The sequence below is a fragment of the Limnobacter sp. genome (assembly GCF_964228395.1).
Taxonomy (GTDB): Bacteria; Pseudomonadota; Gammaproteobacteria; order Burkholderiales; family Burkholderiaceae_B; genus Limnobacter.
The window spans coordinates 1-11,110 of sequence record NZ_CAXQZX010000153.1 but is presented as its reverse complement, the minus strand read 5'-3'; the positions used below and the strand labels follow the sequence as shown (position 1 = coordinate 11,110).

The following is an 11,110-nucleotide window of genomic DNA, read 5'->3' as shown; positions in this document are numbered from 1 at the left end:
CATGCTCTTGGCTTGGTCGTGACTTTGCCAAACCAGATCCCACAAGTTGTCCTTGGCCTGCACAGCCGCCGCAGACATGGCCAGCCAGGCCCCAAAAACAACCTTGATCGACTTGCTGCTCAAAAACGACCTGCTCATGGTTTACCGACCAGATGACACGTAGTTGAACTGAACCGCCGGGTTATTGCTGTACGCGCCAGAATCCCACACGTTCATCCACTCGGTGGCCTCAAGTTCGTCCACGTTTACCCGGACTGTGTGCTGCATCGACGGGCGATCGGCCTCCACTCGAGCAATGGGCGAGACACCGGCCAAGCCACTTCGTACGCTGTTTTGCTGGTGCGCCATGAAATACTCTTGCCACAGGGCCAATTCTTCATCGCTGAAGTTGCTCTCGACCACCGGCGTGGTGCGAACCATTTGGAGCTGACCATGCTGAGGGGGCACAGCCTGATTAAGCGCAAAGCTGAAGAACCCAATCGCGGCAACGGCGGCCACAAAGCGGCGCGAGCGCCCCATTCGCAAAGCCTGCGCAATCCGGTTTTGGCGCGTTATTTCGGTCGCCAAAACAGGAGCAAGAACAGTGGGCTCCAGATCCAGCGCAGCTTCGATGCGGTCCACCAGTGGCATTTTGTGCAAAGTAAGCAGTTCGGACGACCGCAGCAAATCCCCCACCAAGGCATAGGACGCGTAGGTACTCACATCGTCCTGCCCAAGCGATTTCAACACCGACGCCAACTGGGTCTCACCCAACTCGCCATCCAGCATTGCAGATAGTTGCTCTTTACGTTCTGTCATATCGGTCACCATTTACCAGCGCTTGCTGCCTTTGGGCTCAAGCAGGGGCTTGATACGTGCTGCAATGGCTTCGCGCGCCCTGAATATTCGGGATCTCACGGTGCCTATTGGGCAATCCATTGCTGCTGCAATTTCTTCGTAACTCAAGCCGTCGATTTCTCGCATCACAATGGCTGCGCGAAGTTCTTCGGGCAGCGCCATCATGGCCTCATTGACCGCCTCGCCGATCTGCTTGGTCTGAAATAATGACTCGGGCGTGTCAATGTTACTAAGAGCAGCATTGTCTTCAAAAGTTTCATTGTCGTCACCCGGGGACTCTTTGAGCGTGGTTGGGCGACGCCCCTGCGTAACCAACAGATTTTTTGCCGTGTTGATCGCAATGCGGTAAATCCAGGTGTAGAAAGCGCTATCTCCCCTGAAGTTGCCGATGGCCCGGTAAGCCTTGATGAAGGTTTCCTGGACAACATCTTCAATGTCTTCCTGGCTTTTCACCATGCGGGTTAACAGGCGCGATACTCGCCGGTGGTATTTGTTGACAAGCAAATTGAATGCGCGCTTGTCGCCAGCCTGAACACGCTGCACGATCAGGAGGTCTTCGTCTTTATCGGAGGACATGCTTCCTCCAAAGCTCTTGCAAAAGGCCAGGTTGACTGGATTTGCTGCGGTGCGCCGAGGAACGCAAAAAAAGCACCAGGCTTTCGTGGCTTGAACACCCCTTGCGGGCAAACCACCAGGAACGGCCCCCGGCACTGTGCTTGGGTTTCAAAAGCAACAGAGTGCCCAGCGGTGTGCACCAAGCCTGAAGACAGTCCACAGGCTGACCGTGCTCGGCTGCAACTGGTAAGTGCAAAAACTGGCTGGGAGAAAACAGGCTTCGCGTGGCGCCAGGCTCGCTGGCCAAGCAGCGAAGCCCCAGAACCTGAGAACGACGAAACACCGCCAGCCAGGAATGCACCCGAACCACCGGAACAGTGAACTCTTCAGGAAGCATCCCCAACATATTGGCTTGCAAAATGGCCTCGTTACACCCGTGCGATGGCCAACGTGCCGTTGGTGCCGCCAAATCCAAACGAATTGGACAAAGCCAGCTTAATCGGCAGCTCGCGGGCCGTATTGGCGCAATAATCGAGATCACACCCTTCACCAGCCTCATGGAGGTTGATGGTGGGTGGCGAGACCTGGTGATGCACCGCCAAAGCAGTAAAAACAGCCTCGATGCCACCGGCGGCACCCAAGAGGTGACCTGTCATGCTTTTGGTGGAATTAACTACTGTTTTGAAAGCATGATCACCCAAAGCACGCTTAACTGCCATGGTTTCGGCCACGTCACCCAATGGGGTGGAAGTACCGTGAGCATTGAGGTAACCCACGTCCTCGGGGTTCATGCCAGCATTTTTTAACGCGGCCTTCATGCAACGCGCGGCGCCATCGCCGTCGGCGCAAGGCGCGGTCATGTGACTGGCGTCGGCACTCATGCCGTAGCCCGCAACCTCGCCGTAAATGCGCGCGCCCCGCTTTTTGGCGTGTTCATACTCTTCAAGCACCAGCACACCAGCACCTTCACCCAGTACAAAACCGTCGCGGTCTTTGTCCCAAGGGCGGCTGGCGGCGGCTGGATCGTCGTTTCGTGTAGACAAGGCTCGCATGGCCGCAAAACCACCAATGCCCAAAGGCGACACGGTCGACTCTGCACCGCCGGCAATCATAACGTCGGCATCGCCATATTCGATGATGCGCGCTGCTTCGCCGATGGAATGTGTGCCGGTGGTGCACGCAGTGACCATGGCAATGTTGGGGCCCTTTAAACCGTACAAAATGGACATGTGGCCGGAAATCATGTTGATGATGCTGCCCGGCACAAAAAACGGAGAAATACGGCGGTAACCTTTGTTGATGAGGTCGCTGTGCGTGTCCTCAATCATGGGCAAACCGCCAATGCCCGAGCCAATGCTCACGCCCATTCGCTCGGCGTTTTGCTCATTGACCTCAAGGCCGGAATCTTTGAAAGCCTGAATGGCAGCGGCCAAGCCATAATGCATGAAAGTATCCATGCGGGCGGCTTCTTTACCAGGAATGTACTGCGACAAGTCGAAGCCTTTTACTTCGCCAGCGATTTTGACGCTAAGCGCTTCGGTGTCAAATCGGGTAATGGTCGCAATGCCAGAGCGCCCTGCAGTCAGGTTGGCCCAGGCCTCATCAACAGAATTACCCACCGGGCTCACGATGCCCAAACCGGTAACAACAACTCGTCTGCGGCTCACAAGCCCTCCCTATGACTAAAAACTGACAGAGAAAAGCTGGACCGGCGCCGACAAACGGCACCAGTCCAAAGCGATTATTCCGTCATCAGGCCTTGGAATTGGCCTTTACGTAATCGATTGCTTGCTGAACAGTGGTGATCTTTTCGGCTTCTTCGTCGGGAATTTCGGTTTCAAATTCTTCTTCGAGGGCCATGACCAACTCTACTGTGTCCAAGGAATCAGCGCCAAGATCATCCACGAAAGAGGACTCGTTCTTGATTTCCTCTTCTTTTACGCCGAGTTGTTCGGCAACAATCTTTTTAACGCGCTGTTCAATGTTTTCCATTACGGAGCCTCCGTGGGTTTAAATAAAATCGAAAGAGTGTAGCAAAGCTTTATGACAGATCATATTGTACGCCCTGCCTTTACCCCATCCACATTCCACCGTTGACGTGCAATGTGGTGCCAGTTACATACCCCGCCTGATCGCTGGCCAGGTACAACACCGCCGCTGCGATATCGTCCACCTGCCCGAGCCGCCCAAGCGGAATTTGTTGCTTAAGCTGATCCACCTGACTTTCGTTCAGGGCATCAGTCATATCGGTTTGAATGAATCCGGGCGCCACACAGTTTACCGTGATATTGCGGCTACCCAACTCACGTGCGAGCGCTTTTGTCATGCCGCCAACACCGGCCTTCGCAGCTGCATAATTGGCTTGACCCGCGTTGCCGCTGGTCCCCACCACCGAAGTGATGTTGATGATTCGCCCAGTGCGGGCTTTCATCATGGGCTTCATGGCCAGCTTGGACAACTTGAAAACCGAGGTCAGATTGGTGGAAATCACGGATTCCCAATCTTCGTCCTTCATGCGCATGGCAAGCTGATCTTTGGTAATGCCGGCGTTATTAACCAAAATAGCCAAAGATCCGTGCTGTTCGGCGATTTTAGAAAACAATGCCTCACATTGAACCGCATCGGTCACATTGAGCACCTCGCCATCGCCTTTTAGCCCCTCGGCAGCGAAAGCCTCCCGAATGCTACTTGCGCCAGACTCGGACGTGGCCGTGCCAATCACCGTGGCGCCAGCTCTGGCCAAGGCCAGCGCAATGCCGCGGCCTATGCCACGGCTGGCGCCGGTTACCAAAGCCACTTTGTTGGTCAAGCTGAACATCGTCATTCGAATATTCCCCAGTCTCTGCGATTACTTTTACGTGTGGCGGCCTGTTTTAGCTGGCAGCCAAATTGGCCTGAATGCTGTCCGGGTCAAAAATATTGATCACAGGCACGTCGGTGATGCGTTTTACCAACCCAGCCAACACCTTGCCCGGGCCACATTCGACAAACAAGGTGGCGCCAGCTTTGCTCATGGCTTCAATGGTCTCTACCCAGCGCACCGGGCCATAAGCCTGGCGCACCAAAGCCTCACGGATGCGGTCGGGATCAGTTTCTGTGGCCACATCGATGTTGTTGTATACCGGGATGGAGGGGGATTCAAACCGAGCTTGCTGCAAAGCCAAGCCAAGCTTGACGGCGGCGGGTTTCATGAGGCTTGAGTGGAACGGGGCCGATACAGGTAACTCCAGGGCACGCTTGGCACCCAAAGCCTTGGCAAGCTCACAAGCCGCCTTTACTCCCGCAGCCGATCCTGCAATAACCACCTGGCTGGGTGCATTGAAGTTGACCGCCTCAGCCACTTCGCCCCCCACATTGGCCTGCGAGCAAGCCTGTTGCACTTGCTCGTCAGAGAGCCCCAGAATGGCGGCCATGCCACCCTGCCCCACGGGCACGGCCTCTTGCATGGCTTGAGCGCGCACACGAACCAAACCCACGGCATCGGAAAACCGCAATACGCCAGCAGCCACCAAGGCAGCGTATTCGCCCAGAGAATGGCCCGCCACCAGGGCAGGCTGCGAGCCACCCGCGGCAAGCCAGGCCCGGTACACCAAAATATCGGCCATGAGCATGGCTGGCTGTGTGTTCGCAGTAAGGTTCAATGATTCTGCAGGACCTTGCTCAATAAGAGCGGCAAGGTTTTGCCCCAAGGCCTGCTCAGCCTCCGTGGCCATGGTGTTATACAAATCGGCTGTTGCAGCGCTGTTCTTGAACGCGTTCAGCATGCCCACAGCCTGTGAGCCTTGCCCAGGAAACAAGAATGCAATTTTGTTCGTCATGCTTTTGAGGATTTCATCTAATTTTTTGTTTGCGCTATTCTACATGCGAACAAGCACGCTGCCCCAGGTAAAGCCCCCTCCAACGCCCTGCAACAGCACGTTGTCGCCCTTTTTGATCAGTTTTTGCTCAAGGGCGTGGTTCAAAGCCAATGGCACTGATGCTGCAGACGTATTTCCATGCTGGTCTACAGTGACCACCACACGGTCTTCGCTCAGTTTTAGCTTTTTGGCCACCGCTTGCAAAATTCGCACATTGGCTTGGTGGGGTACCAAAAAATCGAGCTCACCGAGTTGGAAATCCAGGCTTTGAAATAATGCCAAGGCACTTTCACCCAATACAGAAACAGCCTGCCGGAACACCGATTGACCGTCCATTCGCAAAAAAGGATCTCCCTGGATTTTCCCGCCTTCCATTCGGCCTTTGGCATTCAAAATGTGCCCAAGGCGACCATCGGAATGCAGGCGACAGCCCAAAATGCCTGGCTCAGTCGATTTTTCCAGGTACACCGCCCCGGCACCATCACCAAATAACACACAGGTGGTGCGGTCTTGCCAGTCCATTAGACGGCTAAATACATCGGACCCGATCACCAAGGCGTTGTTGGCCTGGCCCGCACGCATCATGGCATCGGCCACGGTGAGCGCGTATACAAAGCCACTGCAAACCGCCTGAACATCGAAAGCCACCGCATGGTGCGCCCCAATGCCAGCTTGAACCAGGCAAGCCGTGGAAGGAAATATTTGATCTGGGGTGGACGTGGCCAACACAATCAAATCAACCTGTTCGGCCTTGCGGCCTGCGATTTTCAGCGCCTGCAATGCCGCCGCGCTGGCCAGCGTTGTGTTGGTTTCGTCAGGGTCGCAGAAATAACGCTGCTTAATACCCGTGCGCGTTTCGATCCAGTCGGCGCTGGTTTCTACCCCCTGCGCCGCCAAAAAGTCGGTGAGCTCTTGGTTGGACACGGCACGCCTTGGCAGGCAGGCGCCTGTGCCAAGGATGGAGCTGTATTGAGCCATTAAATCACTTGATTTGGTTTGGCCTCAGCCTGCGATGATGCGCTTTCTGTGGCAGCCGTTGGGCCGCCAAGTGGAACGTAATGCGACATGGTGATGCGAATGCTGTCCAACAAATTGGCATTGGCAGCGTCGTAAGCCCGTTTGATCGCATGGTAGAAGGCATAAGCATCGGCAGAACCGTGGCTTTTGATCACAATCCCTTTTAACCCAAGCAATGCTGCCCCGTTGTATCGGCGGTGATCCACTCGTTTTTTGAATCGAAGCAACACGGGCGCGGCAAACACCGCGGCCACCTTGGGCCACAGGCCTCTTTTGAATTCTGTTTTTATAATGTCGCCCAGCATTTGCGCCAGGCCTTCGGAAGTTTTGAGGGCGACGTTGCCCACAAAACCATCACACACCACCACATCAGTGGTGCCTTTGTAGATGTCATTGCCCTCAACGTTGCCGTAGAAGTTTAGTTCGCTGGCACGAAGCAACTCCGCGGCCTTTTTGACCACTTCGTTGCCTTTGATCACTTCTTCACCAATATTGAGAAGACCCACCGTTGGCTTTTCGATGCCCTCAGTGCCCTTGACGAAAGCAGAACCCATGACCGCGAACTGGAAAAGATGCGTGGGCTCGCAATCAACGTTGGCACCAAGGTCTAGCATCAACGTGCCTTTGCCTTTTTGGTTGGGCAAAGCCGAAGCAATCGCAGGGCGATCAATGCTGTCGAGGGTTTTGAGCACAAACCGGGAAATCGCCATCAGCGCCCCGGTGTTGCCGGCGCTCACGAACGCGCTGGCCAATTCCTCTTTGACAAGATTGGCACACACGCGGATGGACGAGTCTTTTTTGTTGCGAAGGGCCTGCGCGGGCGGCTCATCCATTTCGACCACTTCGCTGGCATGGCGAATGGTGATTTGGGGGTGCTCAAGGGCCTTCTTTTTGGACAGGGCTGCCTCGATTTCGGCCTGCTTGCCCACCAAAACAAGCTGCACCTCGGGGTGCAACTTCAAAAAACGCAAACAAGCCGGGATGGTGATCGACAATCCGTGATCCCCACCCATGCAATCAATTGCTATGCGAACCATCCGATTTCACGCCTTTTGGTTTTCATGGCAACAGACTGCAGTTGCCTAGTTTGTGCGATGTGAATTACTCGTCAGCTTTGGTCTTTACAACTTTTTTACCACGATACATGCCGTTGGGGCTAATGTGGTGGCGCAGGTGGGTTTCACCGGAAGAAGAATCAGCCGACAAGGTTGGCGCTGTCAGGTTTTGGTGCGAACGGTGCATACCGCGCTTGGAAGGCGATTTTTTGTTCTGTTGAACAGCCATGTTAAAACTCCATGTTTAAAGTGTTATTTTTTGCCAGCTTTGAGCAAATCGCCCAGGTTGGCGAAGGGGCGCTGCACCTCAGTGGGCGCCGATTCGTTCGGGTTTGCAGCCTCGCCCGCCGAGGTGTCGGCCTCTTGTTGAGGCCGGCAATGGTCGTGCCTTGGAAACATGGGGCACGCCAGCAGTAATTCGTCTTCCAGAAAATCTCTTAATTGTATCGCACCTGGGCACGCCACCACATCGGTGTCTTCATCCAGTGCCTCATCGTCGTAGGCATCCGCCTCGGCTTCAGATTTTTTCAAAATCAAAAACCGCGTAAACGGAATGGAGTCGGGCACACCCAGGCCACAAGCCACGCAAGCAAAATCGGCATTGAATTGCCCCTGCAGCTTTAGCACGCTCTCGCCCTTGGCATTCATGTGCCCGGATACTTCCCAGTGCTGCACCTCGAAACTGAGTATGGTCGGGTCTTCGCGCAAGCGGGGAAATTCAAACCCCACGTCGGAGTGACGCACCACACCACCCAGCCTGCAAAAGGCCCAGGCATCAAACTCGTCCCATTCTTTTTGAGAGGCTTTGTGCCGCATGCAATTAAGAAAAGCAGGAAACGCGCGATAATACGCGCAAACCCAGATTCTGTCAAAGTTATTGCCCGCACTTACACATGACCCATCCACTCATACTGGCCTCCAGCTCAAAGTACCGACGAGAGCTTCTGTCCCGCCTTCGCTTGAATTTTCGATGCGACTCACCCCAGGTGGATGAATCCGCCAAGCCCGGAGAAACCCCCCTGCAAACCTGCGAGCGCCTGGCCAAGGCCAAGGCCATCGCCATAGCAGAGCTGCACCCGGATGCGGTGGTGATTGGCTCGGATCAAGTGGCCGACGTTGACGGTGTGGCCGTGAGCAAGCCGGGCACCCACGACAAAGCCCGGGCCCAACTACGCAGCATGAGCGGAAAAACCGTGATGTTTCACACCGCGGTGTGCATTTGCAAGCCGGGCAGTACAGACACCATCGATTTTACCGTGCCGACTGCCGTGGAGTTTCGCGATCTGGATGCCGCTGAAATCGAACGCTATCTGCTTGCCGAAGAGCCCTACGATTGCGCGGGCTCGGCCAAGAGCGAAGGGCTAGGGATTTCATTGCTGAAGCGGATCGAGTCCACCGACCCCACGGCCTTGATCGGGCTGCCGCTCATTGAACTCGCTCACGCCCTTCGCCAACTTGACTTCAAGTTGCCCTGAACCATGCTGATTTTGGTGCCCAGCCCTTTAAGCCAAATCGGCCCTTGCCTGCCTGTTTTGCAACAAGACCTGCCCTTGGTGCAAAGCTGCCGCACATGGGTGGTTGAAAACGCAAAGCCTGCCCGCGCCGCATTGGGACTCATCAACATGCCAGTGCCAATTCGAGAACTTGAACTGCACGAAATGGCCCAGGTGCAAGCCCCGGAGATGTTTGCCCTGCTTGGGCGTGCAGCAGCGGGTGAACCCATTGCGTTGATGAGCGACGCGGGATGCCCCGGTGTAGCCGACCCAGGCGCACAATGGGTCAGAAAGGCGCACGAGCTGGGCTGCCCCGTGCATCCTCTTGTGGGCCCCAGCAGCCTGCTGTTGGCGCTAATGGCCAGCGGCATGAATGGCCAGCAATTCAAATTCAACGGCTATCCACCTGTGGACGCTGCGGCGCGCGATGCATGGATACGCAACAGCGAAAAGGAGTCTCGCCAGCAAAATTGCACCCAGCTGGCCATAGAGACACCTTTCAGGAATGACCGTCTTTTAGACGCGTTGTGCAAGGTGCTGCACCCAAGCACCCTGCTCTGCCTGGCCTGGGACCTCACCGGCCCCGGCCAAACCATCAAAAGCCAAACCGTGGCTCAGTGGCGCAAAAAACCCGAGGCGCCGGGCAAACAGCCCTGCCTGTTTTTGTGGCTGGCAGCCGATTAAAACGACCAGCGCGAGGACAATTCCGGAAACACGCTGCGAACACCGTGGCCAAACACCACGCCAACTCGCTTGGCAAAGCGCTCAGCAAACGACTCTTGTTCGGTGTAGTCCAGAATTTTTTCGGCATTCAACACATCGCGCGCCACGGAGTCAATGGAGCCCAGCCCATCGGCCAGACCTAACTCAACGCTTTTTGCACCGGTCCACACCAACCCAGAGAACAATTCGGGGTTTGGTTTTAAACGCTCGCCGCGCCCAGCTTTAACTTCGGCGATGAATTGCTGGTGTATTTCTTCGGCCATTTGACGAGCAAACTCGGTTTGGAACGGGTCCTGCTCGCTGAAGGGGTCGAGAAACCCTTTGTTTTCACCGGCCGTGATCAAGCGACGCTCTACGCCGAGCTTTTTCATGGCCTCTGTGAATCCAAACCCGTTCATGATGACCCCGATGGACCCCACCAAGCTTGCCTTATCAACATAGATTTTGTCGGCAGCTGCAGCCACGTAATACCCACCCGAGGCACACACCTCTTCAACCACGGCATAAAGCGGTTTGTTGGGGTATTGTTTGCGCAGGCGCTCAATTTCATCGTTGATCAGCCCGGCTTGTACCGGGCTGCCGCCAGGGCTGTTGATTCGCAAAATAACCCCGACAGATTCTGAACTTTCAAAGGCCGCGCGCAGGCTGCTGTTGATTCGATCGGCGCTGGCCAAGGTGTCACTCGCGATCACACCATCGAGATCGACCAAAGCAGTATGGCGAGTCACTTCCAAGCCCGGTGCAGTGGCATAGCCCATCACCGAGGCAATCAGAAAACCAACATACCCGAAGCCCAACAGCTTGAAAAAGATGCCCCAGCGACGCTTTCGGCGCTGCTCTTTGAGGGATTCAGTGGCCAACTGTTCAATCAGTTTGCGCTCCCAGCCCTCAGGCTGGCTGGTTTTAGGTGCAGTCACCTGGGAATTGTTGTCGCTCATGGTTAATCCTCAATGCCTTCCGGAGGAATGCTTAACACTCCTGATGGCGTCCAATATATAGCACCTTCGCGCTCGTTCACTTGCAGCCGAACCAAGGGGGATCCGTCGCAGGGCCCGCCCAAGCAATTGCCATCGGTGGCATCGTAACTTGCGCCATGGGTGGCGCACACAATGATGCGACCGGAATCGTCCAAAAACTCACCGTAATTCCAGTCCAATTCAACTGGCACATGCGAGCAGCGGTTTAGAAAGCTTTTGACCTCGTTATCCACTCGCACCACAAAGGCCGACGCCTCTTCGCCGTTGTAGAGCACCTTGAAGCGGTAACCAACCCCGCCTTCCAAAACGTCATCGGATTTACATACTTGCACTTCAGACATTGCGTTTACTTGCCTTGTAAAGTTTGAATGAGCCACGGAGCCAACTCGTTGATCGAACGAAATGACTTCAGATGGGGCACTTGGTTCAACAACCGAGGCGGATGGGCTCCGCTTTGAACGCTCAACGCATCCACGCCAGCAGCCTGCGCCATATTCAGATCATGAGTGGTGTCTCCAATCATGACCACCTCGGCGGGTGCCGTACCAAAGTCGTCCATCAACTCAAACAGCATTTGAGGATGCGGCTTGCTGTGG

At 55.3% G+C, this 11,110-nt stretch carries 15 protein-coding genes; 2 read left to right on the top strand and 13 right to left on the bottom strand.

The annotated features are described in order from the left end of the window. Positions 1-141 precede the first annotated feature (141 nt). From ACEQU8_RS13290 to ACEQU8_RS13245, 10 genes are all read right to left on the bottom strand, one after another. A complete protein-coding gene (locus ACEQU8_RS13290) occupies positions 142-798 on the bottom strand; it encodes a sigma-E factor negative regulatory protein (RefSeq protein ID WP_370264241.1) in 657 nt (218 codons plus the stop codon). A gap of 12 nt (positions 799-810) precedes the next feature. Continuing rightward, positions 811-1,413, bottom strand: coding sequence for an RNA polymerase sigma factor RpoE (gene rpoE / locus ACEQU8_RS13285; protein ID WP_370264240.1), 603 nt, complete (start codon positions 1,411-1,413; stop codon positions 811-813). A 407-nt stretch (positions 1,414-1,820) separates the two neighbouring features. Next, positions 1,821-3,059: a beta-ketoacyl-ACP synthase II gene (gene fabF, locus ACEQU8_RS13280; protein WP_370264238.1), complete on the bottom strand. Its 1,239-nt coding sequence runs from the start codon at positions 3,057-3,059 to the stop codon at positions 1,821-1,823. 85 nt (positions 3,060-3,144) lie between these two features. After that, positions 3,145-3,384 (bottom strand): acyl carrier protein, encoded by a 240-nt coding sequence (gene acpP, locus ACEQU8_RS13275; protein ID WP_370264237.1) that lies wholly within the window; start codon positions 3,382-3,384, stop codon positions 3,145-3,147. Positions 3,385-3,463: 79 nt separating this feature from the next. Then, complete coding sequence (gene fabG, locus ACEQU8_RS13270; RefSeq protein ID WP_370264242.1) at positions 3,464-4,210, bottom strand: 3-oxoacyl-ACP reductase FabG; 747 nt, start codon at positions 4,208-4,210, stop codon at positions 3,464-3,466. Between the two features lie 55 nt (positions 4,211-4,265). Further along, complete coding sequence (fabD, locus tag ACEQU8_RS13265) at positions 4,266-5,210, bottom strand: ACP S-malonyltransferase (RefSeq protein ID WP_370264236.1); 945 nt, start codon at positions 5,208-5,210, stop codon at positions 4,266-4,268. A gap of 39 nt (positions 5,211-5,249) precedes the next feature. Then, positions 5,250-6,227, bottom strand: a complete 978-nt coding sequence (locus ACEQU8_RS13260) for a beta-ketoacyl-ACP synthase III (protein ID WP_370264235.1) — start codon at positions 6,225-6,227, stop codon at positions 5,250-5,252. Continuing rightward, a complete protein-coding gene (gene plsX / locus ACEQU8_RS13255) occupies positions 6,227-7,303 on the bottom strand; it encodes a phosphate acyltransferase PlsX (RefSeq protein ID WP_370264233.1) in 1,077 nt (358 codons plus the stop codon). Before plsX ends, ACEQU8_RS13260 begins: the two co-directional genes overlap by 1 nt. A gap of 64 nt (positions 7,304-7,367) precedes the next feature. Beyond that, positions 7,368-7,550 carry a 50S ribosomal protein L32 gene (gene rpmF / locus ACEQU8_RS13250; protein ID WP_008249122.1) on the bottom strand — a complete coding sequence of 61 codons (183 nt, stop codon included), beginning with the start codon at positions 7,548-7,550 and terminating at the stop codon, positions 7,368-7,370. Positions 7,551-7,573: 23 nt separating this feature from the next. Beyond that, complete coding sequence (locus ACEQU8_RS13245) at positions 7,574-8,137, bottom strand: YceD family protein (protein ID WP_370264231.1); 564 nt, start codon at positions 8,135-8,137, stop codon at positions 7,574-7,576. 77 nt (positions 8,138-8,214) lie between these two features. Between ACEQU8_RS13245 and ACEQU8_RS13240 the strand changes: the two genes are divergently transcribed. Both ACEQU8_RS13240 and ACEQU8_RS13235 read left to right on the top strand, forming a co-directional pair. Then, entirely contained in the window at positions 8,215-8,796 is a 582-nt protein-coding gene (locus tag ACEQU8_RS13240; protein WP_370264230.1) for a Maf family nucleotide pyrophosphatase, read from the top strand. Between the two features lie 3 nt (positions 8,797-8,799). Further along, the gene (locus tag ACEQU8_RS13235) at positions 8,800-9,498 is read left to right on the top strand and encodes an SAM-dependent methyltransferase (RefSeq protein WP_370264229.1); all 699 of its coding nucleotides are present in this window, start codon (positions 8,800-8,802) and stop codon (positions 9,496-9,498) included. Here the strand turns inward: ACEQU8_RS13235 and ACEQU8_RS13230 are convergent. The 3 genes from ACEQU8_RS13230 to ACEQU8_RS13220 all read right to left on the bottom strand — a co-directional run. Beyond that, positions 9,495-10,475, bottom strand: a complete 981-nt coding sequence (locus ACEQU8_RS13230; protein WP_370264227.1) for a S49 family peptidase — start codon at positions 10,473-10,475, stop codon at positions 9,495-9,497. The genes ACEQU8_RS13235 and ACEQU8_RS13230 overlap by 4 nt on opposite strands. Positions 10,476-10,477: 2 nt before the next feature. After that, on the bottom strand, positions 10,478-10,855 hold the full coding sequence (locus ACEQU8_RS13225; RefSeq protein ID WP_370264226.1) for a Rieske (2Fe-2S) protein: 378 nt from the start codon (positions 10,853-10,855) through the stop codon (positions 10,478-10,480). 5 nt (positions 10,856-10,860) lie between these two features. Beyond that, the coding region (locus tag ACEQU8_RS13220; RefSeq protein WP_370264225.1) for an HAD family hydrolase at positions 10,861-11,110 on the bottom strand (250 nt) is incomplete at its 5' end.

Coding starts and splice junctions, on each gene's coding strand:
- ACEQU8_RS13225 (WP_370264226.1), bottom strand. CDS start 10,855: ATGTCTGAAGTGCAAGTATGTAAATCCGATGACGTTTTGGAAGGCGGG.
- ACEQU8_RS13290 (WP_370264241.1), bottom strand. CDS start 798: ATGACAGAACGTAAAGAGCAACTATCTGCAATGCTGGATGGCGAGTTG.
- ACEQU8_RS13230 (WP_370264227.1), bottom strand. CDS start 10,475: ATGAGCGACAACAATTCCCAGGTGACTGCACCTAAAACCAGCCAGCCT.
- rpoE (WP_370264240.1), bottom strand. CDS start 1,413: ATGTCCTCCGATAAAGACGAAGACCTCCTGATCGTGCAGCGTGTTCAG.
- fabD (WP_370264236.1), bottom strand. CDS start 5,210: ATGACGAACAAAATTGCATTCTTGTTTCCTGGGCAAGGCTCACAGGCT.
- plsX (WP_370264233.1), bottom strand. CDS start 7,303: ATGGTTCGCATAGCAATTGATTGCATGGGTGGGGATCACGGATTGTCG.
- ACEQU8_RS13245 (WP_370264231.1), bottom strand. CDS start 8,137: ATGCGGCACAAAGCCTCTCAAAAAGAATGGGACGAGTTTGATGCCTGG.
- rpmF (WP_008249122.1), bottom strand. CDS start 7,550: ATGGCTGTTCAACAGAACAAAAAATCGCCTTCCAAGCGCGGTATGCAC.
- fabG (WP_370264242.1), bottom strand. CDS start 4,210: ATGTTCAGCTTGACCAACAAAGTGGCTTTGGTAACCGGCGCCAGCCGT.
- ACEQU8_RS13240 (WP_370264230.1), top strand. CDS start 8,215: ATGACCCATCCACTCATACTGGCCTCCAGCTCAAAGTACCGACGAGAG.
- ACEQU8_RS13235 (WP_370264229.1), top strand. CDS start 8,800: ATGCTGATTTTGGTGCCCAGCCCTTTAAGCCAAATCGGCCCTTGCCTG.
- acpP (WP_370264237.1), bottom strand. CDS start 3,384: ATGGAAAACATTGAACAGCGCGTTAAAAAGATTGTTGCCGAACAACTC.
- ACEQU8_RS13260 (WP_370264235.1), bottom strand. CDS start 6,227: ATGGCTCAATACAGCTCCATCCTTGGCACAGGCGCCTGCCTGCCAAGG.